This window comes from Streptomyces sp. NPDC088812 (assembly GCF_044750285.1).
Taxonomy (GTDB): Bacteria; Actinomycetota; Actinomycetes; order Streptomycetales; family Streptomycetaceae; genus Streptomyces.
Genome location: NZ_JBIVJP010000012.1, coordinates 144,593 through 167,217, shown reverse-complemented (window position 1 = coordinate 167,217; position 22,625 = coordinate 144,593). Strand labels below are relative to the sequence as shown.

The window sequence follows — 22,625 nt, the reverse complement described above, 5'->3', positions numbered from 1 at the left end:
CTAGCCCTTCGGCTCGGCGCTGCTCCCGGCGATCCGGACGGGTCTGCCGTGCCCGTCCACGGGGCCGCCGAAGACGACGGTCACCCGCTGCTCCGTGCCTTCGCCGCGTGCCCGGCCGACGCCGAGGTCGGCACCGACGAAGGGGACCTTGAAGCCGGCCTTGCCGTCCACCGACCGCGACGCGGTCACCGTCAGCTCGACGGTCATGGACTCGACGGGCAACTGCACGGCGGAGCCCGCGCCGGCGGCCCGTGCGCGCAGCAGTTCGTCGCGCAGGATGCCGATCGCCTCGGCCAGCCCGATCCCGTCCCCGTCCACCGCTCCCCCGTCACTCACGCTCTGTGCCCCCGAGGTGTCCGAATCTCCGATACCGGTGGTGACGCCGGATCCGTGTCCCGTCCTCCGTGTCCCGCGGGCGCGTCCGGCGTGATGCCGTGGACGCTGCGAACCGCCGCCCGGAGCAACCGGGTTCGACGGACCGGCCGGGCAGCCGAACCCATGACATATATACAGCACGGGCTTCATCAGAGGGAGTTGAACGAGGGCAGGACGCCGACGTGCCGCTGTTCGGCGAAAACAGCGCGTTGTCATGAGTCACGGCCGGGCCATCGTCGGTTCCCTGGTCGGGCCGGCCACGTCGGCAGCGGTGAGCTCCTGGCGCAGGCCCAGGTGGCAGCGCAGCCGAACACCGGGCTCGCCCGAGGTCCCGCGTCGTGCGCTCCGCTGTGGCCGTCGCCCACCGGTCGGCGAGCAGCTGCTGGAAGGCGAGCGCGGTGGCGTCGTCGGCGGCCGCGACGTCGTCGACGACGACCAGGCCAGGGTCACTCACGTGCGCCTCGTTGAGCGGGGTCCTGTACGGCCGGCCCTACGCCCGGGCGCCCGGGCGCCCGGGGAGAGTTCCGCCGCCGCGGTGTCTTCACCCGCCCGAGTGGCGGGCCGTCAAGGGCTGTCGCCGCCCCAGTTCCCAGCGGGCCGGGTCGCCCGGGGCGCGGGTCGCACAGTGCCCGGCCTCCGGGGCCGAGCCGCCCCAGCTCGGTGGCCGGCGCGACGCCGGTGTCGGCCTCGTCCTGCGTCCAGCCGGTGATGTCGAGTAGCAGGCGGTCCAGCGGACCACCGAGCTGGGGCAGTTCGACGTGGCGCCGGTCGGGCCGCGGGCCGGGGTGGTCGTGGTCGGTGTCATGGCCCCGGCGGCGTAGCAGTTGCTCGTCATCACGGTCCACCGTTCAGCCAGCCGCCGCTGACAGCCGGGGTCCGGACGTCAGCGGCGGAAGCGGGAGAGCCAGGTGCCGCCGGCCTTCTGCTCGGGCACGGCCTGGTCGTGCTCCGGGTGCTCGGCTCGGCGTTCGGCGGTGATGGCGCGCTGCTTGCAGTCGGCGGGGAAGTCGGACACGCCCAGGCGGTGCCGTGATCGGGGGCGTGCCGGGCGTGGCCGGCGTCGCGGTCGGGCCTGTGGTCGCCGCGCCGGGGAGGTCCGGCCCGGTCCGGGCGCTGCTCGCCGAGTTGTCCGCGAACTCCCCCGGAATGGTCCGTGATCGGTAACGGACGCATCCAGTGGCCGCCGCCCCTCGTCCTGCCAGGTGGTCGCAAGACGACCGAGGACCGGCGAGGAACTGCGGGAGAGTGGGGCGGACATGGCACGGCACGGTGGCGGGCGTGGCTGGTACGGCAAGATGGTCGGGGCAGCACTCGGAGTGACGGTCCTGGCCGCCGGTGCCTCGGTGTGGACCGCGCAGGCCGGTACCGAGGGCAGCAAGTCTCCTCGGGCGGCCGCGTCGGCCACGCCGGGCAGTGACATCCAGCCGGTGGAGGAGAGCATCGTGCACGCCTCCGACCAGGGCGCGCGCGGCGTCAACATCACCATCGATGACGGCCCCGACCCCGTGTGGACCCCCCAGGTGCTCGACGTGCTGCGGGAGTACGGGGTGAAGGCCACGTTCTGCATGGTGGGGACGCAGGCGCAGGCGCACCCGGAGCTCGTGAAGAAGGTGGTCGCCGCCGGGCACCGGCTGTGCGACCACTCGGTGTCGCACGACACCGCCATGGACGGCAAGTCCCAGGCCTACCAGTCGCAGCAGATACTCGACGCCGAACGCATGATCACCGAGGCGTCCGGGGGCGTACGGCCGATGTACTACCGGGCACCCGGCGGGGCATTCACCCCCTACAGCCGCACGCTGGCCGCCTCCCGGGGCATGCGCCCGCTGGGCTGGAACGTGGACACCAAGGACTTCGAGCAGCCGGGCACGGACGCCATCGTCGCCACCGTCGAGCGGGAACTGCCCAACGGGCCGACGATCCTCTTCCACGACGCCGGCGGCGACCGCTCCCAGACCGTCGAGGCCCTGCGCCGGCTCCTCCCCCGGCTCAAGGAGCAGGGCTACTCCTTCGGCTTCCCGGTGCGCTGAGCCCCGGCCCTGGTCGCTCACGGCGTCAGACGCCCCGGCGGCACGGTGGGACGCGGCCCCGCCCCAGCCGCCCTCGCTCGGCGGAACGTCCGCGGCGCCAGTGCGCCCGACGACATCATGAGGGCGCGCGCTCCGTTCGCCGCCGCCCGCGGACGGACGGGCGGCGCGGCTGCCCCTGCCGCGCATCCGTACGGCGGCCGCCGTACCACGGGCCCGGGAGGCCGGACATGGTTGATGAGCAGTAGCGTGCCGTGGCCGTACGCGGCCGCCCCGGCCGCGGCCGAGGAGATCGGGAGTCGGCGGCCACGTGGTCGTGCCGCGCTGCCTGGAGCGTAGGTGAGATCACCCGGGTGATCGACCGCACCTCCCCGGCGCAGAGTCCCGGTCAGCACCCGACGCCAACTCATGAACGATCGAGGTCAGGACCTCTGAAGCTTCAAGCCGGACCGGTGCGGTGATCGGGGGGCTCGCGGCGCGGCCGGGATGAACCGGGTCGAGGCTTTTGCCGATATGCGACCCATTTCAAACTCCTGTCCCGGAACGCCATCCAAGTGCCGCCCTGAGACGTATCCCATGTGCAGCAAGTTCCAGGAGGAATGTCATGGCAATCTTCAGCAAGCTGATCCCTGCCAATCGCCGGGACCGCAACAATGACACGTCGCGCCGCGACGACTCCTCAGGGCATGGTCACGGACACGGCCATGACCACGGCGACCGTCACGGACACGACCGCGGCGACCGCCACGGGCACGGACACGGCGACCGCCACGGACGCTGGTGACCACACCACGGAGGCTGGGCGGACCGGAGACCGGAGGGTGCTGGTCCGCTCCGTCCGTCCGTCCCTCTCCGAGGAACGCATGCCATGGTGCATGTCCTGCGGCGTCTGCTGTCGGTGGGTGAGGCTTCCGATGTGGTGGCGGCCGCGCCCCCGGTGTCGCCGCGCGAGGTGTTCCGCCGGTTCTGGCCCTACACCCGCGGCGGCCGGCGCTGGCTCGCTCCCATCGTCCTCTTCAGCCTGGTCGGCCCCGCCCTCGACGCCACGGAGATCTGGCTGTTCAAGGTCGTGGTGGACGATGTGCTCGTTCCCCGCGACGTCGAACCGCTGGTGTGGATCGCACCCACCTATCTGGGGCTCATCATCGGCTCCGGCATTCTGGGGTTCGCCGACGACGTGACGTCCACGTGGGTCAGCGAACGCTTCCTGCTGACGCTTCGCTCCGATGCGTTTCGGCACGTCCAGGGCCTGTCGCTCGGGTTCTTCGAACGCCGGCGGCTCGGAGACGTGTTGTCGCGGGTGACGGGCGATGTCGACGCGGTCGAGACGTTCCTGCTCTCGGGAGTGGCGGACGCCCTCTACTACGTGATCCGCCTGGGTGCCTTCCTCGGCCTGCTGTTCTATCTCCAGTGGGATCTGACCCTCCTCGCCCTCGTCATCGTGCCGCTGTTCTGGGGCGCCGCCCGGCACTTCTCGCGGCTGATCAAGGAAGCGTCCCGGGAGCGCAGGCGCCGCAGCGGTTCGATCAGCGCGATCGCCGAGGAGTCCCTGGGCAACGTCGCCCTGGTACAGGCGTACAACCGGCAGAGGTGGGAGGAACGCCGGTTCGAGCGTGAGAACGTCGGAAGGTTCCGGGCCACGATGGCCTCGACGCGGATCCGCGCCGTCTACGGATCCCTCGTCGAGGTCATCGAGGTGTCCGGCGTCCTCGCGGTCATGGGCCTGGGCACCTGGAAGCTGGCCCAGGGACAGCTCACGCTGGGCGGACTGCTGGTCTTCCTGGCGCTGGTCGGCAACCTCTACAGTCCGGTCCGCGGTCTGTCCCACCTCGGCACCACCTTCTACGCGGCGTCCGCCTCGGCCGAACGGATCATCGAGTTGCTGGACCAGCGGCCGCAGGTCGTCGAGGCCGCCGGCGCCCGCCGGATCGGCCGCGCGCGGGGTGACGTGGAGTTCGACAACGTCTCCTTCCGCTATCCCGGTACGCCGTCCTGGGCACTGTCGAACGTGTCGTTCCACGCGGCGGCCGGAGAGACACTGGCGCTGGTCGGGGCCAGCGGCGCAGGCAAGTCGACGGTCGCGAAGCTCCAGCTGCGCTTCTACGACCCCGACCAGGGCGCGGTCCGCCTCGACGGAACGGATCTGCGGGACCTGCGCCTGTCCGACCTGCGGGAGAGCGTCGCGGTGGTTCTGCAGGAGACGCTCGTCTTCCACGGCACCGTGCGGGACAACATCGCCTACGGCCGGCCGGAGGCGACGGAGGCGGACATCGTCGCGGCCGCGCGCGCCGCGGACGCGCACGAGTTCATCGAGTTGCTCCCGGAGGGCTACGACACGATGGTCGGCCAGCGCGGCCGGACGCTCTCCGGCGGGCAGCGCCAGCGCCTGGCGATCGCCCGCGCCATGATCAGGGACGCGCCCGTGCTCCTCCTCGACGAACCGACCACCGGCCTCGATGTGCGGTCCGGCCGTCGGATCATGGACCCGCTGCGCCGGCTCATGGCCGGGCGGACGACCGTCGTCATCTCCCACAACCTGCTGACCGTACGGGACGCCACGCGCATCGTGGTGCTCGACCAGGGCAGGGTCGTCGAGTGCGGCGCCCATGACGACCTGCTCGAGCGAGGCGGGACCTACGCCCGGCTGCACCGGCTGGGCACTCTGGCCGGTGCAGCCCCAGCCGGGTCCTCGGCCCCGGGGACGGTGCTGCCGTGAGCGTCCCGGCGGCGAAAGCCGCCCCTCCCCTGGCACCCGGCACCAGACCGGTCCCGGGCTACGAGATCCTGGCGCATCTGGCGCGCAGCGGCTGGCTCGACGTCTACGACGTCTGGAGCGACGAACGGGACTGCCGCTGTGTGATCAAGGCCGTGCGCCCCGACCGCCGGGACCAGGAACAGCTCCGCGACCAGTTGCTGCGTGAGGGGCGGTGGCTGGAAGCCTTCACCCATCCGCACCTGGTCCGCGCGTACGAGACGTTCGAGTCGCCGGTGCCGTTCGTCGTGCTGGAGACGCTGACCGGCGAAACGCTGTCCCACCTCGTCCACCGGCTGCGGCGCCGGCCGTCCGCCGCCGACGTGGCGCTTCTCGGGGTGCAGCTGTGTTCCGCGATCCACTACCTCCACGGTCAGGGTCTGCTGCACTTGGACCTCAAGCCGTCGAACGTGGTGGTGGACCGCGGTCACGCCAAGGTGTTCGACCTGAGCATCGCGCGGCCGCCCGGACCCGCGCCCGCGGGGGTGGGCACGTTCTGCTACCTCGCTCCCGAGCAGGCCCGCGGCGGACCGCTGTCGGCAGCCGCCGACGTGTGGGGCATCGGCATCACGCTGTACGAGGTCGCCGCTGGGGACATACCGTTCGGCCGCGGGGATTCCCGCGAGGTCTCCCCCCGTGGTGAGAACGAGGTCTCTCCCCGTGGGGAGAACAGGGACGAGCCCTGCGACGGCAGCGTCACGGGCGGCCGGGACGACTGGTATCCGCAGGTGGAAGGGACCGCCCCGCCGATCGGTTCCCGGCGGCGTCTGCCCGGAAGGCTCGCGGCGGCCATCGACGGCTGCCTTCGGACCGATCCGTCGTCCCGGCCCTCGGTTGCCGAACTGGCCGCCGCACTCGACGCGACGCTGCCCGGCCCGGGGCACCGCACCGCCTGCCCCTGAGGTCGTGGCGGGGCGCCGGTCACGCGCTTGGGCCGGTCTCGAAGTGGCCGGTGGCGAGGACGGTGCCGTCGGAGGTGGTCAGACGGGCGCCGGAGAGTGCCGCGGGGTCGACCGGGGCCGCCGCACCCCAGTCACCACGTCCGTTGCTCAGGGAGAACGTGCCCACGCGGATCATGGTGCCGTCCGGGCGCTCCAGGAGGCAGACGACCTTGCCGCTGTAGGGCGTGCCGGCGGCGGCAAGGTCGACGGTCATATAGATCCAACCCGGTTTCCCCGGGTCTCCGGGGTGGGCGTAGACGTCGCCGACCGACGGCCCGAGGCCCGAGGCCGAGGCCAGCTCTCCCTCCATCAGAGGCGTCTGGGTCTCCACGGCAGGGGAGCTCGAGGTCGTGACACTCTCGATGGCGGTGCCGACCGCCCAGCCGACGAATCCGAACAGAAGCGCGAACAGGGCCGCGGCGGATGCGACCCGCAGCCGGACACGGCGTGCGCGACTGCGGGCCGCCCGGTACGCGAGGCCGGACGCCCGCGTGTGGGGGTCCCCCTCGTGCGCCGTCACGCCCCGGGGCAGTCTGCGCGCCACCCGGGTCTCGAACCCGAGCGGCGGCTCGCTGCCCGGCACCAGCCCGATCAGTCCGTCGCCCACCAGGGTCAAGTGCTCGATGTACTCCCGACAGGCCGCGCACCGGTCCAGATGCGCGACCGCCACGGCCCGCTCACGGCCTGGCAGCACGCCCAGTGCCATCTCGGCGCCGATCTCGCGCAGCGCCTCGCAGGTCACGTCACTGGCCATGGTCCCCTCGATTCGGAGAGGCGAGTGTGTCGCGCAGCTTGCCCATCGCCGTCCTGATCCGCGTCTTCGCGGTGCCCAACGGGATCTTCTCCCAGTCGGCGATCTGCTGGGCCGTCATTCCGTAGATGCCCGCCATCACCAGGGCACGACCCTGCTCCCGCGGCAGCTGCGCCACGGCGGCCCGCAGGCGGGACGAGGCATCGTCGGCCAGCGCCCACTGCTCGGGGGTGTCGGTCACGACATCGAGGAGCGCGTCGAGGTCCTCGGGTGCCATCGGCTCCGTCCGCCGCGCACGGACGGCGTCGATGGCGAGATTGTGCGCGATGGTCGTCAGCCAGGTCGTCACCGACCCGCGGCGCGAGTCGTAGATCTGCGCATGACGCCATGCACGCTCGAACGTCTGCTGGGCGATGTCCTCGGCAAGTTGCCGATCCCCGGTGACGGCGACGGCGACCCCGAAGACCGCGCGCTGGAACCTCCGTACGAACGTGACCGCCAGCTCCGGATCACCGGCGGCCAGCCCGGACAGCAGAGCCTCGTCAGGGAGACGGTCGGCGGGGAACCGGAAGCTCGGCACACCTCTATATACGGTCCGCTCCCGCCAGGGGATTGCCCGGCCGCTACGGAAGATCACATTCCCATTCTGCGCCGACTTCCCCGGCTGCACGAACCGCTCGCAGCGCCGTCAGTGATCGTTCCGCGCCGGCCGCAGCAAGCGATCTGCCGGATTCCGCCCCCGGTCGGATCGCGGGCATTGCCGCAAGCCCGACGTGCCTGAATGACCGTGGAAGGCCGCGCGACGCCGCCCGGGCGATGCCCCGGAGAGGGGGAGGCCTGGCGCTGCCGGCGCCTGCGCACCTGCGGCTGCCACCGCTGCCGCCGTACGGCGTCGCAGGACACCGCCGCCGGCGTTGCCGCGCTGTGGATATGGAGGTGCTCCGCGAGCGTGGCAAGGAGGAACTCCAGTCCGTCGGGAGGCCGGAGTCGGCGCCCGGTCGCCGGCAGGGCGTCGGTCACAGCCTGATGCGGCTTTTTGCTCCGATCTCGGCCTCACGTCCGGGCGGCGATGTCCGGTTCTCACCCGTCCGAGTTAAATGCCTGGACTGTTGACTGCCGGTGAAGGGAAGCTTGCGAGTCTCGACCTCCGGGGGTGTGATGGGGCAGGGAGACGTACTGGGGACGACGCCGGGCAGGGGCGCGGTCGTTCTCGCCGTGCGCCGCTACGGCCAGGAACTGTTCCGACTGCGACGGCTGGCCCTGCCCGCGCTGCTGCTGCCGGCCGTGGGGAACACAGGCATCCGCTACGTCGCGCCTCTGCTGGTCGCCAAGCTGGCGGGGCAGGCCGCCGACGGCGGCGGGCTCACCCTTGTCTCGGCGCTGCCGTACGTGCTGGGCTTCGGCGTGGTGCTGCTGCTCGCCGAGACCGTGTGGCGGATCGGGCAGCACTGCCTGAACCGTGTGGACGCCCTCGGCATGGAGCACCTGTACGTCATCGGCATGGACGAACTCTTCGCCCGGGACGCGGCATTCTTCCACGACAACTTCGCCGGCTCCCTGACCAAACGAGTGCTGAGCTTCGGCAGGCGCTTCGAGGATTTCGTCGACACCGTGACGTACCGGATCGTGGGCAGCCTCGTGCCCCTCTTGTTCGGTGCCGTGGTGCTGTGGCGCTACGAACCGCTGCTCGTCGTCGGCCTGCTCCTGATGATCACGCTGACCGTGGTGGCCACGACACCCCTGATCCGGCGCCGTCAGGCGCTCGTCAACGACCGTGAGGCGGCGATCGCCCGGGTCTCCGGCCACGTCGCCGACAGCCTCACGAACATGGAGACCATCCGGGCGTTCGCGGCCGAGCCGCGAGAGGCCGCCGAGCACCGCCGCCGCGTCGCGGACTCGCGGCGCCTGACGCTGAGGTCGTGGGACTACGGCAACCTGCGCGTCGACACCGTGGTCGCCCCCATGTCCGTGCTGACCAATGTGCTGGGCCTGCTGATCGCCGTCGCCTTCGGCGGCCCGGATCTGGGGGTGGAGGGAATCGTGGTCGCCTTCACCTACTACTCCAACGCCACCCAGATCATGTTCGAGTTCAACCAGATCTACCGGCGCCTGGAAAGCTCGATGACCGAGGCCGCGCAGTTCACGGAGCTGCTGCTGGATCCGGCCACCGTACTCGACGCGGCCCGACCCGAACCGCTCGCGCCACGGGACACCGGTATCCGCTTCGAAGCGGTCACTTTCGCCCACGTCGGTGCGAAGCCGATCTTCCAGGGCCTCGACCTGGACGTGCCCGGCGGCGCACGGATCGGTCTGATCGGAAGGTCGGGCGGCGGCAAGACCACGCTCACCCGGCTTCTGCTGCGGATGGCGGACATCGACGGCGGACGCATCCTGATCGGCGGCCAGGACATCAGCGGGCTGCGCCAGGCCGATCTGCGCTCACTGATCGCCTACGTCCCGCAGGAGCCCGCCATGTTCCACCGCAGCCTGCGGGACAACATCGCCTTCGCCCGGGCCGGCGCCACCGACGCGGAGATCCACGCCGCGGCTGAAGCCGCGCATGTCACCGAATTCGCCGACCAACTCCCCGACGGCTTCGCCACTCTCGTGGGGGAGCGGGGAGTGAAACTGTCGGGCGGCCAGCGCCAACGGGTCGCCCTCGCCCGAGCGCTGCTGCGTGACGCGCCGATCCTGCTGCTGGACGAGGCGACCAGCGCGTTGGACTCGGAGAGCGAGCTCCTCGTCCAGGACGCCCTGTGGCGGCTGATGGACGGGCGTACGGCTCTCGTGGTCGCCCACCGGCTGAGCACCGTCGCCGGCATGGACCGTCTCGTCGTCCTCGACCGCGGAAGCATCGTCGAGCAGGGCACCCACGCGGAACTGCTCGCCGCGGACGGAGCCTACGCCAGGCTGTGGCAGCACCAGTCGGGCGGCTTCCTCGGCGGGCCCGCCGAACCGGCCCCCAGCACCGACATCCCGGGAGCCGGCCCGACCGGACCGTCCGCACCGGCGCCCGGTCGGAGCCAGCCCGCTGCTACGGGCCCGTGACCACACGTCACGCTTCTTCGTCCGCAGCAGGCGGATGGCGACCGGCGGCCCGGGTCAACCGCCTGGCACGCCGCGAAGCGGTGCGACCACGTCGTCGTGGGGCCGGGAGTGGGTGCCGCCTCCGCAGAGGCGATGACCGACCGGGAGGACGGGCACGCCGACGGCCGGCGATACCACGGACGGCCTCGACCGTCGAGACCATGATCCTGGCGATCGCGCTCGCCTCGTGTCCGGCTAATCGTTCACGTCGTTCGCGGTCCGCCGGCCGGCCTGGACCTCAAAACCGCAGTCAAGACCGCTTCAAGGTCGCACTCGCCTGAGGAGAGATGGGAGACGTACCGGGCCGGCGGGCATCCCGTGGTCGTCGGCGGCGACCTCCCCGAATGCGCCCAGGTGGTGTTCGCCGAGGACGAAGGTGCGGTCGCGCTGCGCCGCCGGCTCCTGGCGCGCGGCTACCGGCGCCCCCCGATCGCGGCCGGCGCGAAGACCTGCCCCACATCCCGCTCCTCACTCCGCGAAAACGGCACTCTGTCGACAGTTAGAGCCCAAAAGCCGGAACCGTCCCTTGACTTGCCCCTAGTGTCGACACTAAGAAGGTGCGGCACCCGTCGTCCGGCAGTCACGGCAGAGGGAGTCCCCCATGTGGCCCACCGAAGAGAACGACGTGCACGGACTGACCATGAGAGCCCGCGTGAGGGCTCTCGGCGCCGTTGGGGCTGCGGCCCTCGCACTGCCCGCCACCCCCGCCCGGGCGGCGCCGCATGCCCGCCGGCTCTCGGTGCCGGCCGGCGAGACCCACGTGCCGAGCGAGACGACACGACTGACCGCGCTCTTGATCGCCGAGGGCGGGACGCTCGCCGTACCGGACGGGTACAGCCTGACGATGACCGTCGACGGCGTGGAGACCGGTTCGGTGCTTACGGCGACGCTCGCCACCAGCACGACGATCGCACCCGGCGCCTACCGTGGCGACATCGTCCTGACCGTGGCCGAGCAGCACACGGCGACGTTCGCGAACGTGGCCTTCCCGATCCGGCAGGCACTGTACGTGGGCGCCGAAGGAATCGTGCCGGCCAGGTCGGTGCTGCCGGCCGTGGCCGGGGGACTGGTGGCGGACGCCGGTGCGCGCTCGGTCCGCATCGTCTCGAACGGGGAGGCCTTCGACGGGCTCTACGTGGCGGACGGCGGTTCGTACACGCTGCGGCGGTCGAGGATCGCCTTCACCGGCAACGGACGCTGCGACTTCGTCGGGGACGGCACCGCCGTGGTCGGGACGGGCGCGGGCACGACTTTGCTCCTGGACGATGTCACCATCACGAACAAGGGCGTCGTCCGCGGTGGCGTCGCCACCGAGGACGGCTGTTCCCTCGTGGTCAAGAACTCCCGCATCCGCTGCCTGAACGGCGTCCTGCCCGCCGACTACGTCCCCGCGGGCGGCGCGAACATGCTGGTCGTGCCCTGGCGGCTGGGCATATCCGGCAACGTCCGGGCAACCAACCTGCTGGGCGCGAACACGACGGCGACCTACATCGGCTCGTCCATCGAATCCGAGACATGGGGCGCCTTCTCCGTGGACTCGACCGCCGACTCGCGGGCCACCGCCATCAACTGCCGCATCGCCAACCTGGGCGACGAGGGATACGGCACCTTCGCCGACGGCAACGTCGTGGAGCGCATCCTGGGCTGCGAGATCGACGCGGGTACCTCCACGACGATCATCGGCGCCTCCGACGGCACCGTGTACTACGGCGACAGCACCCGGCAGGCCGTCGCCTCCCTCAACGATGTGACCGGCACGCCAGCCCTCCCACATCGGGGTGGCCGGCAGCGCACCGACCGGCTCCGTGCCGGTCAACAGCGTCGAGTACAGCTTTTCGAGCTCCGCTCTGTGTGCTGCGGCGCGGCCTGCCAGTGCCCGCCCGGTGCAGGGGTGGCCAGGTCGCATGGACTACGCGAACCCCCTCCGGATGCCTGCTCGTCTCCGCCGCCTCCGTCGGCACAGTCACCCTCACCGGCATCCGAACGCGCCGCTCGGTCACGGCGGGATGGTCGGGGGGCGAGCGCCGATCTCTGGCTGACGATCAGGCGGGAGTTGGTTGAGGCGGACCAGCGGCGGTGGCGGTGGCGGTGGCGGAGTGTGCCGTCGATGACCGCGGCGGATGAGGAGTGTGCCGCGTGCGAGGTCCAGGTCGCAGGTCAGGTTCGTACGGAGTTCGTGGACGGGCACAAGGTGGACAGCGGCCAGGACGAGGGCAAGGCGCCCGAGCGGGGTCTTCGTCTGCTGCAACGCGCTGGCCGGCAGGTCGCTGGGGACCGGCTTCGGAATCCCCGTTCGCGGAAGATCACCCGTTCCCGCCTCAGTGTCCTGAACAGGCTGCGCAGGGCAAGGGCAAGGTGCCGACGGGGGCGTCCGGACTGGCCGTCCACGGCCGCGTCGAGGGGTGCCGGGTGATCTCTCGAAGCGAGAGCAGACCCGCCTCGGCCAGTCAGTGAGCACGGGCTGGAGGAGGTTAGGTACGGGCGGATCATGTCGTAGCCGCGGACCTCGCCCTCGTGGCGGCCCCGGCTTCGCAGCACCTTCACCCACTGTCCTACCTCGTCGGCCCTGCGGGCTCAGCCGGTCCGCCACCGGCCGTGGGCCCGGCGACTTCTTCGGCCAGGGCGGCAGCAGCGGCTCGATCAGCGCCCACACGTGACGGGGAGGCTAGCGAGGTGCCGCGAGTACGTCCCGGAGTACGTTCGCGAGCGTGACGCGGGCCAGCTCGTGTCTCAGGGTCTCCTCGATGCCCTCGTAGATGCCCTGCATCGCCGGCTGGATGCCGTAACCCACCACGCATCCCTGGTCCGGGGTGGTGCGGTGCATCGCGAACAGCGGGCCGGGTTCCACTGCCTCGTACACGTCGAGCAGGTTCATCGACCCCAGGTCGCGCGCCAGCGACCAGCCCGCGCCCACGCCCCGCCGGGACTCCACGAGCCCGGCCCTGCGCAGCTCGCCGAGCAGCCGCCTGATCACCACGGGGTTGGTGTTCGCGCTGGTCGCGATCTGCTCGGAGGTGGCGACCTCATGGCCCTGGCGCTGGTAGAGACCGATCCAGGCCAGCGCGTGGGCGGCAATAGTCAACCTGCTGTTGGCACTCATGAACCCTCCTCTCGGCCGCAACGCTTCATGTTACGACAGCACAGTCGTAACAGTGAAGGTTGCAACCGGCCGTCGTAACAATTATGGTTGCGACAGCCGGAAAGGGCCAATCAACGAGGTGAGAAGAATGAGCAAGCCACTCACGGGCAAGGTCGCCCTGGTCACCGGGGGGTCGCGCGGACTGGGGGCCGCGACCGTACGACTGCTGGCCGAGCAGGGCGCCGACGTCGCCTTCACCTATGTCAGCTCCGAGAAGCAGGCGCAGGCTGTCGTGGACGAGGTGCACGGCAAGGGAGCGAAGGCCGTCGCCTTCAAGTCCGACCAGGCGGACATGAGTCGGGCGCCCGCGCTGATCGACGACGTGGTCGCGCATTTCGGCGGCCTGGACATCCTCGTCAACAACGCGGCGATCGCGGTGGAGCAGGGCCGCACGGTGGACGACCCGGACGCCGACACCGCCGCACTGGACCGGATGCACGCCACCAACTACCTCGGCGTGATCGCCGTCATCCGGGCCGCCTCCCGAGTGCTGCGCGCGGGCGGCCGCATCATCACGGTGAGTTCCGGACTGGGCTCCCGGGTCGGTGCCCCGGGCCTTGCCGACTACTCGGCGACCAAGTCAGGGATCGAGAGGTACACCATGGGGGTCGCACGGGACCTCGGGCCCCGGGACATCACGGCCAACGTCGTGGAGGCCGGACTGATGGAGGGCGGCATGGAAGGGCCGGACCCCGAGACCCTCAAGGCCCTGGTCAGCTCGCTGTCCCTGCAACGCATGGGTCACCCGGAAGAGATCGCCGCGGCGATCGCCTTTCTGGCGAGCCCCGCCGCGTCGTACGTCACGGGCGCGGTGCTGGACGCCCACGGTGGCTACAACGCCTGAACCGGCACTCCTGCCGCGCGCCCCGAAGGACATCGCGCCTTCGGGGCGCACACCGCCGACGACCCGAGCGTGCGTGGACGGCTCCCACGTGCGCGCGAAAGAGGGGCAACCGCGACCGGCCCGTCGCCGGTCGACCGGCGGAAGACGGGCAGCAAGCACCAGCCGGGTACGTCGCGCCAGGCCACGCCCACTGGACGGCGGCGCCGCCTGACGCCTCGTCCCCGCGGACCGGAGGGACGGTACGGAAGCCGCCGGCCCGACTTCGCGGCCCCCGGCCCCCAGCCGTAGCTCCCAGCCCCCGGCACCCGGCCCGGCACCCGCCACCCGCCACCCGTCACCCGTCACCCAGGGCACGAGCGCCGGGCAGCCGGCGTGGCGGCAGGGGGCGCAAGGCGACCGGCTGGTCGGGGCGAGCGTCTCGCGGGGACGGCGATCGGGGTCGGTCGGTGGGGGGAACGCGGGAGGGCTGTCCGGGAAGCGACGGCTCCGGGACGGACCTCCCGCGTTCTGGCCGTCTTCGCTCAGTCGACCCGCAGCGGGATCGCGCGCAGGCCGCGGACCGAACCCGGTCGGCGCTCCAGCTCCGCCACCGGGACGGCCAGCCGCAGGCGGGGGTAGCGGCGCAGCGCGGTGGCTATCACGATCTCCACCTCCAGGGAGGCAAGGCGTGCCCCCACGCAGTAGTGCAGTCCGTGGCCGAACCCCAGCGAACGTGCCGTGAACGACCGTCCGATGTCGAACGTCGCCGGGTCCGGCCAGTACTCGGGGTCGCGGTTGGCGGAGGCGGTGCTGACGATGACGTAGGAGCCCTTGGGGATGGTCGTGCCACCGATCTCGACGTCTTCCAGGGCGTAGCGGCTCAGTCCCGGCGTGACCGGACCGTCGTACCGCATGGTCTCCTCGATCACGGCCGCGATCAGACCGGAGTCGGCCCGTACGGAGGCGAGTTGGTCCGGGTGCCGCAACAGCGCGACCAGGGCGTTGCCGATCAGCTGTGCGGAGGGCTCGTAGCCGCCGAAGAGGACGATCCCGACCATGCTGACGAGTTCGTCCTCCGTCAGGCGTTCGCCGTCCGTCTCCGCGGTGACGAGGCCGCTGATCAGGTCGGCCTGCGGCGTGACACGGCGGGCGTCGATCAGTTCGCGTACGTAGGCGTCGAACGCGTCGAGGGCCGCGACGACGCGCAGGGCGGCCTCGTCGTCGGCGATATGGCCGCCGACCACGGAGGCGGCGGTGCGGAAGAGCCCGGTGTCGGTGGCCGGGACGCCCAGCAGCTCGCAGATCACCGTGATGGGGAGCCGGTTCGCCACCGTTTCGACCAGGTCGAACTCGGGCGCGTCCCCCAGCGCGTCGAACAGTTCGTCCGTGCTGTGCTGGATGCGGTCGCGCAGCCCCTCGACGCGCTTCGCGCTGAACTCCCCGACGACGAGCTTGCGCAGGCGGTCGTGGTCCGGCGGGTCGAGGTTGGCCATCGCGCGGCCGAGGAGCTGTGTGGTGCGCAGGCTGACCTGGGCGCGCGGCGGCAGCGGCTCGGGCGGCAGGCTCTGCTGGAGACCGCGCCCGAGCTCGTTGCTCAGCCGGAGATCCTCAAGGGCCTGGATCACGTCGTCGTGGCGTGTGACGAGCCAGCGTTCGGCGCCGCCCGGCAGCGTGACCAGGTGTAACCGGGCCTGGCACCGTGCAGTACTGGCACGGGCCGCAGGTGACCGGACGGGGTCACCGCGGATCGACGCGACGACGGTTGCCGGGACGCCGGCCGGTGTCTGTCGTGGAGAGCCGTGGTGCGGCGCTGACGATCGCGTGCACCGTCTCGGTGACCAGTCGGCGGTCCAGGGGTGCGTCGTCGAAGGCGCGGTGCATGGGCCAGCCCTCGATCAGTGCGTCGAGCGCGCGGGAGACTCCGGGGGTGAAGTGGAGGGCGAGGCTCTCCCGGCTGCGTTCGAGCCAGGTACGGGCCGTGACGGACACCGCCTCGTTGTGGTTGGCGTAGGCGTACATCTCGAAGATGAGCGTCATGTCACGGTCCGTGGCGTAGGCCGGTCCGCAGATCAGCTCGACGACGGCCGCCTCGGCTTCGGCCGTCGACGCGGCGGCGTGCACGGTCTGCCGGTAGAGCAGGGACATGGTGTCCGCGAGCCGCGCGAACGCCTGCGCGAGCAGGTCGTCGATGCCCTTGAAGTAGTACGTCAACGAGCCGAGAGGGACCTGCGCCCGGGCCGCGATCTTGCGGTGGGTGGTCTTGTGCACACCGCCCTCGGCGATGACGTCGAGGGCGGCATCCAGGATGCGCTCCTTGCGTCCGGGGTCGTTCGGGATCTCGCGTCGTGTGCCGCTCACGCCCCTAATGTGCCATGAGGTGACGCGCCCCCAGTGTGTACGGATGTACATGCAAGTGTGTACGCTCGTACAGACTTGTGTTCGTACCCCCGGGAGCCACCGTTCGTGACCGCCGACCTCACCCGCCGCCGTACCGCCGTGTCCGCCCTGTTCTTCGTCCCCGGAGTGACCATCTCCTCCTGGGTGACGCGCACCCCTGATGTGCGGGACCTGCTCGGCGCCTCCACCGCGCAGATGGGCCTCATCCTGTTCGGGCTCTCCATCGGCTCGATGACCGGCATCCTGTGCTCCGGCGCACTCGTGGCCCGCTGGGGCACCCGACCCGTCATCGCGGTCGGGACGACGACCCTGGCGGCCGCCGCCGCGCTCATCGGCATCGGGGCCGCCGCGGGCTCGGGCGCCGGCGTGGCACTGGGCCTCGGCCTGTTCGGCCTCGGGATGGGCGGCGGCGAGGTGGCCCTGAACGTCGAGGGTACGGAGGTGGAGCGGTTGCTCGGCCGCTCCACGATGCCGGCCATGCACGGCTTCTTCAGCCTCGGCACGGTCATCGGCGCGCTCGGCGGCATGGCCCTGACCGCCATCGCCTTCCCCGTCCTCGTCCATCTCGCGGTCGTCACCCTCGTGGGCCTGGCCACGCTCGCCACCGTGATCCGATACGTCCCCCCGGGCGTGGGCCGACGCAACGACGCCAAGGCCCGGGAGGCGGGCGCGGTGCGTGCCGCGGTGTGGAAGGACTCCACGCTGCTGCTCATCGGCTGCGTCATCCTCGCCCTCGCCATGGCCGAGGGAACCGCGAACGACTGGCTCCCGCTGGTCATGGTGGACGGCCACGGCTTCGATGCCGCCCTGGGCTCAGCCGTGTACGCCGTGTTCGCCGCCGCGATGACCCTCGGACGCTTCACCGGCGGGCGCTTCGTCGACCGCTTCGGGCGAGCCGCCGCACTGGGCGGAAGTGCGATCACCGGGGCGGCCGGACTGGCACTGGTGATCTTCGTCGACGACCAGGCCGTCGCGGCCGCCGCCGCGATCCTGTGGGGGCTCGGCGCGTCACTCGGGTTCCCCGTCGCGCTCTCCGCGGCAGGCGCGTCCGGTGACAACGCCGCCGCACGCGTCGCGCTCGCCGCCACCGTCGGCTACGTCGCGTTCCTCGTGGGTCCGCCGTCCCTCGGCTACCTCGGCGAGCAGTACGGACTGCGCCACGCCCTCCTCCCCGTTCTCGTCCTGGTGGTGGCCGCCGTCTTCGCCACGCCCGCCGCCCGCGCACCCCGAGCGGTGCGTGACGTGGAGCCGGCCCGCGGCTGACGATCCGGTCCGGCGATCCCGTTCGAGGTCTGCGGCCTCAGGACCGGCCGGCCGGCCGCGCTCGTGGGTCTTGATCTCGTTCCCCGGGGCGGGGCCGGAAGCGGGTCTGTGGAACTCGGTCCGTTTTTCGGGTGTCGAGAAGGGGCCGCCGGCTCCGTCCTCGGTATACCGGTGGCCTCAAGGCGCCGCGCACCACAGAGGGAGAACCGTCATGACGCTGCATCGGATGGACAACGTCGGCATCGTCGTCGAAGACCTGGACGCCGCCGTCGCCTTCTTCACCGAACTGGGCATGGAGGTCGAGGGCAAGGCGCAGATCGAGGGCCTCTTCGCGGACCAGGCCGTCGGACTCGACGGAGTCCGCAGCGACATCGCGATGATGCGGACCCCGGACGGCCACGGCAAGCTGGAGCTCGCTCAGTACCACACCCCCGCGGCGATCGGCGACGGATCGCACAACCCGCCGCCCAACACGCTGGGCCTGCACCGGGTCATGTTCGCCGTCGACGACATCGACGACACCATCGCCCGCCTGCGCCCCCATGGCGCCGAACTGATCGGCGAGGTGGCGCAGTACAAGGACATCTACCGCCTCTGCTACCTCCGCGGCCCCTCAGGCATCATCCTCGCCCTGGCCGAACAGATCAGCTAGGTGTGCTGTCCCGGGACGAGCCCCCCACACACACCGCCGTGTCTCACGAACACGGCGAAGTCCGGAGGAGGACGGCCGGCGAACGACCCCGCCCCGTGCGGCGCCCCGTTCTCGTCGCCGCTGCATCCCGCCCCAGTGCCCGCGGCACCGGACGCGAGCTGCTGCGAGCCGGCACCAGGGTCACGGTGTCCGCCGGACGGGCTGGGTTCGTGTCAGGCGCTGTGGGTGAGAGCTGCCCGGCTCACTGCGCGGGCGAGGGGCTGTCCGTGGGCGAGGCGTTCCAGTTCGTCCAGGGCGCCGTCGGCCATGCGCATCGTTTCGGAGTCGAGCGATCCGGCGATATGTGGGGTGATCATGACATTGGGCAGGTCGTAGAGCCTGGCGTCGCCGGGCAGAGGCTCGGGGTCGGTGACGTCGAGAATGGCGTGCAGGCGTCCGGTTGCGCACTCCGCCTCCAGCGCGGCCGTGTCGACCAGGCTTCCGCGGGCGGTGTTGATGACGCAGCTGTGGTCGGGCAGGGCTGCGAGCTGCGGTGCGCCGATCATGCGGCGGGTTTCGGGCAGGGCCGGTGCGTGGAGGGACAGGATGTCCAGGGCCGGGAGCATCTCGTCGAGGTCGACCAGGCGGGCGCCGGCGCGGGACACCTCGCGGGGGGTGGCGTACGGGTCGGCGACCAGGCAGGTCACATCGTGCAGGGTGCGGGTCAGCATGCTGATCACGCGGCGGCCGATGCGCGAGAACCCGACGATGCCGATGGTCGGTCCGAGGTTGCTGCGGGGGCAGCGTCGTCGCCGGTAGGACCAGTCCTCGCGGTGGCGGCGGGCGTCGGCGGCGAGGAAGGGTGCTTTCTTGCCGGCCATGATGACGGCTGCGAGGGTGTATTCCGCGACGGGGTCGGCGTTCAGGTCGGCGCTGGTGGAGACCAGGATGCCGCGCTGCCACAGTTCCGGGCCGACGAGGCCGCGGACGGTGCCGGCGCAGTGCAGGACCGCTCGTAGACCGGGCAGTCGTGCCAGGCGGTCGGCGGTGAGTCGGGGGGTTCCCCAGCCGGTGAGGAGGACTTCCACGTCAGCGAGGTGCCCGCGGATCGTCGGGGACTCGAAGGTCGGGGCCCACATGGGTGCGAAGGTGTCGGCGAGTTCACGCAGTCGGGCGCGCCTGGCGTCGTCGAACTGCATGTCCCAGGCTTCGTTCCCCATGACCACCAGGGTGCGCGGTCTGGGTGATGTCATGCGGTTCCTCGCCTTTGTCATCGCAGTCGCCCTGCCGGTTCGGGCCGGTGGACACCGCGCGGCCGGTAGCCGAGTACGTCTGCGATGCCGAGGAGGTCGGCGAGCAGCCAGATGATGGAGAGCCACATCTCGGTACCCTGCAGGCCCGGTCGGGTCGCGGGTACGCCCGCACCGGACGGGTGTGGTGCCTGGAAGCCGAAGCCGAGGCCGTCGCGGTAGTGCGTGAGCGCGTCCCTCAACAGCCGGGTGGACAGCGCAGCCACCTCGTCGCCGCGATATCCCGTCGAGCGGGTCAGCCACAGCGGGTGGACCACGTCGAGGACGTTGCAGGCGTTCTGCCGGCCGGCGTGGAAGAACCGGGCGTCGGTGGCGTGTCGGAGTACGGTGTCGATCACCCGCTCCGGGTGAGGCACGCCTATTCCGAACTGGGCGAAGCTGCCGCGGGAGGCACGGTAGAAGCCGTTGACGACCTGAAGCAGACCGTCGGCCGGGGCCGGGCTGCCCCACATGCCGGTGTGCGGGTCGGCGTGGATGAGGAGCCATCCCATGAGCGCCTCGATCGCGCCGCGGGCCTCGGGCGCGCCCGCGCGGCGGTTGAAGTGCAGGGCGGTACCGAGCACATCCACCCAGTGCCCGGCCTCCCACGCCCGGTCCTTCCACGGTTGCCCGGCGAGCCCGGCGATGATCTCCTCCACGCTTGCGTCCGACACGACGCGGATCGGATGCGGCAGCCTGCTGCCGAGCAGCTCGAGTGCGTACGGGACACACAGGACGTGGTAGGCGGCGTCGGGGTCGAACAGGCCGGTGCGGGGAGTGCGGACCTCACCGTCGGCCCCGAGCGGGCCGACCATGCCCGTGGTGTCGTCCTGCCAGCCGCGCAGGCGGTCGGTCTGTTCGTCGGTCGGGACCTGGTCCGGGGCGCGGCCCAGCAGCAGATCGGCGATCTCGATCGCGTCGCACTGTGCGCGGACCGTGGGCGGGACGCCTGGCCGGTCGGTGAACAGGCGCAGGTGTCCGTCCCAGCACCGCTCCAGGACCTCGCCCGCGTCCCGCCGGACGCGGCCGGCGAAGTCGCGCACGGCGTCGGCCGGGTCGCCGTCGGCCGGGCCCGGGGGCGTGGCCAGTTCGGGGACGCGCCAGCGCAGCACCTTCGCCGGGTTGCCACCCACGATCGCGCCGGCCGGTACGTCCTTGGTGACAACGGCGCCCGCGGCGACGACGGATCGGTCCCCGATGGTGACGCCGTCGAGGATCACGACGTGGGAGCCGATCCAGACGTCGTCGCCGATCCGTATGCCGCGCGAGCTGATGGGCTGTCGGAACACCTCGACATCGGGGTCGCTGACCGTGTGGTTGAACGCGAGGACCGAGGTGTGGGCGCCGATGCGCACGGCGTCACCCAGCCGGATTTTTCCACGGACCACGGTGTAGGGGTTGATGGTGCAGTCACGGCCCGTGCGGACGGTGCCGGTCAGATAGGCCCCGGCCGCTATGTAGCTGTCGGGTCCGAGACGCAGCTCCTCGGCCTGCACGGAAGCCAGTTCGGAAACGAAGCACCTCTCACCGATGTCGTAGGACTCATGGCGGGCCAGAGCCTTCTGGACCTCCGACTGCCGCGTCTGGGCCCGGTCGTCGGCCTGCGCCCAGAAGGACCAAGGGGAGTAGTCGAAGGAGTGCTGGTCGAGCGGTCCCACGGACTGCGAACGGGGAGTGTCGGAGCACACGCGGCTCATCCTTCCGCAACGTCTGGTCGGCTGGTCCCGAGCAGGCGCGTCTTCGCACCTGAGGCTTCCGGTGCACGGCCGTGAAACGATCACTCGATCGTCCGGAAGGGGTGGACAGGAGGTGGGCTCGAACACCTTGACCGACGTGCACCACGACGTCAAGACCGTTCGTTCAAAATGATCGAACGGTCAGAAAGTTCGACCGCCCGTCAGATCGATTCCGTAGAGCCGCGGTCGCGGAGTACCGGCAGCAACTCGACGTGCCGCGTCGGCCCGGGGCGCTCCAGACGTTCCCGCAGCAGGGCCACCGCTGTGCGGCCGATCTCCCGTTTCGGGGGTGCGACGGTGGTCAGTTCCAGTCCGTCCATCCCCGCGATCACGTCGTCATAAGCCACGACGGACACGTCGGCCGGGACCCGTAGGCCCGCGCCGTGCAGCTGTTGCACCAGATTGACGGCGTCGACGTCGCTGTGCGCGAGCACTGCCGTCGCGCCTGCCGTACGAACGGCTTCCGGCAGGTGCGGCACGGGGGCGTCCGGCGATCGGCCCGCGCCGGCCGAACTCAGCAGCGGTGCCGCGATCCGGGGCAGGCCCATATCGGCCAGCGACGTCACGAACGCGCTGCGGATGGTGCGCGCCGTGGGGCTGTCGTCCCGGGCTGCGAGGAGGATCCGCCGGTGCCCTCGGGCGTGCAGATGGCGCAGAGCCAGCCACACGCCGTGGGCGTGATCCGTGCGCACGGCGTCGATCGTCGCCAGTGCGCTGCCCCGGGGCGCGAACCGTTCGACCAGGACGGCGGGACGCTGCGCCGGTGCGGGGAGGGGCTGCCAGGCCGTGTCCTCCGCGTCCACATCCACGGGAAGTCGCCAGCGGGGCGAGAGCAGGGTGCCGAGCGCGTCGGCCGCGCCCGCCGACCTGTCCAGTGCCGCGCCGGCCGACTCGTCTTCTTCGCACGCCATGAAGTTCCAGGTCAGGCCCTGTTCCTCGGCGGCGATCTGTGCGCCCCGCACGATTTCGGCGAAGTAGGCGCTGCGGCCCGGCGCGATCATCGTCACCGTTCCGGTGAGGGATGCCGGCGCAGCGTTCCCGGAGGTCGGCAGGAGGCGGACCACGCCGTGGCTCCGCGCCACGCGCCCACCGCGGGCCAGGGCTTCGACGTCCCGCCTCATGGTGACGAACGAGACGCCGAACTCGTCCGCGAGTTCGGCGACGCGCGCTGTCCCGCGTTGCCGCAACGCAGCGACGATCTGTTCCTGCCGATTCGACGGCTTGCCCACAGCGCCACCTTCCAGTCCTGAACTCTGCCGGCTCTCGCGTGAGCACAGATCGGCGAGAACGATCGTTCGCCCATTATCGTCCGCCGTATGCCTCTGCCGAAGGAGACGCCAGAGATCTTGGACTCGCCGCACAGATGATGACAGGTGGGATGTGCGGGTGGCGTGTTCGCTTGGCCGAGTGATCA

At 71.2% G+C, this 22,625-nt stretch carries 19 protein-coding genes; 8 read left to right on the top strand and 11 right to left on the bottom strand.

What is annotated here, in order from left to right:
- From ACIP67_RS22160 to ACIP67_RS22150, 3 genes are all read right to left on the bottom strand, one after another.
- A complete protein-coding gene (locus ACIP67_RS22160; protein ID WP_401693904.1) occupies positions 1–336 on the bottom strand; it encodes a trypco2 family protein in 336 nt (111 codons plus the stop codon).
- On the bottom strand, positions 329–829 hold the full coding sequence (locus tag ACIP67_RS22155) for a DUF6207 family protein (RefSeq protein WP_401693902.1): 501 nt from the start codon (positions 827–829) through the stop codon (positions 329–331). Before ACIP67_RS22155 ends, ACIP67_RS22160 begins: the two co-directional genes overlap by 8 nt.
- Positions 830–1,258: 429 nt before the next feature.
- Positions 1,259–1,390 carry a hypothetical protein gene (locus ACIP67_RS22150; protein WP_401693900.1) on the bottom strand — a complete coding sequence of 44 codons (132 nt, stop codon included), beginning with the start codon at positions 1,388–1,390 and terminating at the stop codon, positions 1,259–1,261.
- Between the two features lie 241 nt (positions 1,391–1,631).
- On the opposite strand from ACIP67_RS22150, the gene ACIP67_RS22145 reads away from it, so the two are divergent.
- The 3 genes from ACIP67_RS22145 (at position 1,632) to ACIP67_RS22135 (ending at position 6,056) form a co-directional block, all read left to right on the top strand.
- Positions 1,632–2,405 (top strand): polysaccharide deacetylase family protein, encoded by a 774-nt coding sequence (locus tag ACIP67_RS22145; RefSeq protein ID WP_401693898.1) that lies wholly within the window; start codon positions 1,632–1,634, stop codon positions 2,403–2,405.
- An 865-nt stretch (positions 2,406–3,270) separates the two neighbouring features.
- Positions 3,271–5,118: an ABC transporter ATP-binding protein gene (locus tag ACIP67_RS22140; protein ID WP_401693896.1), complete on the top strand. Its 1,848-nt coding sequence runs from the start codon at positions 3,271–3,273 to the stop codon at positions 5,116–5,118.
- The gene (locus tag ACIP67_RS22135) at positions 5,115–6,056 is read left to right on the top strand and encodes a serine/threonine-protein kinase (RefSeq protein WP_401693894.1); all 942 of its coding nucleotides are present in this window, start codon (positions 5,115–5,117) and stop codon (positions 6,054–6,056) included. Before ACIP67_RS22140 ends, ACIP67_RS22135 begins: the two co-directional genes overlap by 4 nt.
- Before the next feature lie 19 nt (positions 6,057–6,075).
- Here the strand turns inward: ACIP67_RS22135 and ACIP67_RS22130 are convergent, their stop codons facing one another.
- Together ACIP67_RS22130 and ACIP67_RS22125 are read right to left on the bottom strand one after the other, a co-directional pair.
- Complete coding sequence (locus ACIP67_RS22130) at positions 6,076–6,849, bottom strand: hypothetical protein (protein WP_401693892.1); 774 nt, start codon at positions 6,847–6,849, stop codon at positions 6,076–6,078.
- The gene (locus ACIP67_RS22125) at positions 6,839–7,426 is read right to left on the bottom strand and encodes an RNA polymerase sigma factor (protein WP_401693890.1); all 588 of its coding nucleotides are present in this window, start codon (positions 7,424–7,426) and stop codon (positions 6,839–6,841) included. The genes ACIP67_RS22130 and ACIP67_RS22125 overlap by 11 nt, the downstream gene beginning before the upstream one ends.
- 578 nt (positions 7,427–8,004) lie before the next feature.
- On the opposite strand from ACIP67_RS22125, the gene ACIP67_RS22120 reads away from it, so the two are divergent.
- Positions 8,005–9,894, top strand: coding sequence for an ABC transporter ATP-binding protein (locus ACIP67_RS22120; protein WP_401693888.1), 1,890 nt, complete (start codon positions 8,005–8,007; stop codon positions 9,892–9,894).
- Between the two features lie 640 nt (positions 9,895–10,534).
- On the top strand, positions 10,535–12,346 hold the full coding sequence (locus ACIP67_RS22115; RefSeq protein WP_401693886.1) for a hypothetical protein: 1,812 nt from the start codon (positions 10,535–10,537) through the stop codon (positions 12,344–12,346).
- 252 nt (positions 12,347–12,598) lie between these two features.
- On the opposite strand, the gene ACIP67_RS22110 is transcribed toward ACIP67_RS22115, so the two are convergent.
- A complete protein-coding gene (locus ACIP67_RS22110) occupies positions 12,599–13,033 on the bottom strand; it encodes an Rrf2 family transcriptional regulator (protein WP_401693884.1) in 435 nt (144 codons plus the stop codon).
- Positions 13,034–13,160: 127 nt separating this feature from the next.
- Between ACIP67_RS22110 and ACIP67_RS22105 the strand changes: the two genes are divergently transcribed.
- Positions 13,161–13,916 (top strand): SDR family NAD(P)-dependent oxidoreductase, encoded by a 756-nt coding sequence (locus tag ACIP67_RS22105; RefSeq protein WP_401693882.1) that lies wholly within the window; start codon positions 13,161–13,163, stop codon positions 13,914–13,916.
- A 521-nt stretch (positions 13,917–14,437) separates the two neighbouring features.
- On the opposite strand, the gene ACIP67_RS22100 is transcribed toward ACIP67_RS22105, so the two are convergent.
- Both ACIP67_RS22100 and ACIP67_RS22095 read right to left on the bottom strand, forming a co-directional pair.
- Positions 14,438–15,520, bottom strand: coding sequence for a cytochrome P450 (locus tag ACIP67_RS22100; protein ID WP_401693880.1), 1,083 nt, complete (start codon positions 15,518–15,520; stop codon positions 14,438–14,440).
- A gap of 112 nt (positions 15,521–15,632) precedes the next feature.
- Positions 15,633–16,253, bottom strand: coding sequence for a TetR/AcrR family transcriptional regulator (locus ACIP67_RS22095; RefSeq protein ID WP_401693878.1), 621 nt, complete (start codon positions 16,251–16,253; stop codon positions 15,633–15,635).
- Between the two features lie 105 nt (positions 16,254–16,358).
- Between ACIP67_RS22095 and ACIP67_RS22090 the strand changes: the two genes are divergently transcribed.
- Together ACIP67_RS22090 and ACIP67_RS22085 are read left to right on the top strand one after the other, a co-directional pair.
- Positions 16,359–17,555 carry an MFS transporter gene (locus ACIP67_RS22090; RefSeq protein ID WP_401693876.1) on the top strand — a complete coding sequence of 399 codons (1,197 nt, stop codon included), beginning with the start codon at positions 16,359–16,361 and terminating at the stop codon, positions 17,553–17,555.
- Between the two features lie 211 nt (positions 17,556–17,766).
- A complete protein-coding gene (locus ACIP67_RS22085) occupies positions 17,767–18,207 on the top strand; it encodes a VOC family protein (RefSeq protein WP_401693874.1) in 441 nt (146 codons plus the stop codon).
- Between the two features lie 212 nt (positions 18,208–18,419).
- On the opposite strand, the gene ACIP67_RS22080 is transcribed toward ACIP67_RS22085, so the two are convergent.
- From ACIP67_RS22080 to ACIP67_RS22070, 3 genes are all read right to left on the bottom strand, one after another.
- Entirely contained in the window at positions 18,420–19,439 is a 1,020-nt protein-coding gene (locus tag ACIP67_RS22080) for a hydroxyacid dehydrogenase (RefSeq protein ID WP_401693872.1), read from the bottom strand.
- A gap of 17 nt (positions 19,440–19,456) precedes the next feature.
- Positions 19,457–21,163, bottom strand: coding sequence for an acyltransferase (locus tag ACIP67_RS22075; RefSeq protein ID WP_401693870.1), 1,707 nt, complete (start codon positions 21,161–21,163; stop codon positions 19,457–19,459).
- Between the two features lie 209 nt (positions 21,164–21,372).
- On the bottom strand, positions 21,373–22,440 hold the full coding sequence (locus ACIP67_RS22070) for a substrate-binding domain-containing protein (protein WP_401693868.1): 1,068 nt from the start codon (positions 22,438–22,440) through the stop codon (positions 21,373–21,375).
- Between the last annotated feature and the right edge of the window lie 185 nt (positions 22,441–22,625).

Excerpts from the sequence above, each read along its gene's own strand:
- ACIP67_RS22145 (WP_401693898.1), top strand. The coding sequence starts at position 1,632 with ATGGCACGGCACGGTGGCGGGCGTGGCTGGTACGGCAAGATGGTCGGG.
- ACIP67_RS22140 (WP_401693896.1), top strand. The coding sequence starts at position 3,271 with ATGGTGCATGTCCTGCGGCGTCTGCTGTCGGTGGGTGAGGCTTCCGAT.
- ACIP67_RS22130 (WP_401693892.1), bottom strand. The coding sequence starts at position 6,849 with ATGGCCAGTGACGTGACCTGCGAGGCGCTGCGCGAGATCGGCGCCGAG.
- ACIP67_RS22120 (WP_401693888.1), top strand. The coding sequence starts at position 8,005 with ATGGGGCAGGGAGACGTACTGGGGACGACGCCGGGCAGGGGCGCGGTC.
- ACIP67_RS22115 (WP_401693886.1), top strand. The coding sequence starts at position 10,535 with ATGTGGCCCACCGAAGAGAACGACGTGCACGGACTGACCATGAGAGCC.
- ACIP67_RS22110 (WP_401693884.1), bottom strand. The coding sequence starts at position 13,033 with ATGAGTGCCAACAGCAGGTTGACTATTGCCGCCCACGCGCTGGCCTGG.
- ACIP67_RS22105 (WP_401693882.1), top strand. The coding sequence starts at position 13,161 with ATGAGCAAGCCACTCACGGGCAAGGTCGCCCTGGTCACCGGGGGGTCG.
- ACIP67_RS22085 (WP_401693874.1), top strand. The coding sequence starts at position 17,767 with ATGACGCTGCATCGGATGGACAACGTCGGCATCGTCGTCGAAGACCTG.
- ACIP67_RS22080 (WP_401693872.1), bottom strand. The coding sequence starts at position 19,439 with ATGACATCACCCAGACCGCGCACCCTGGTGGTCATGGGGAACGAAGCC.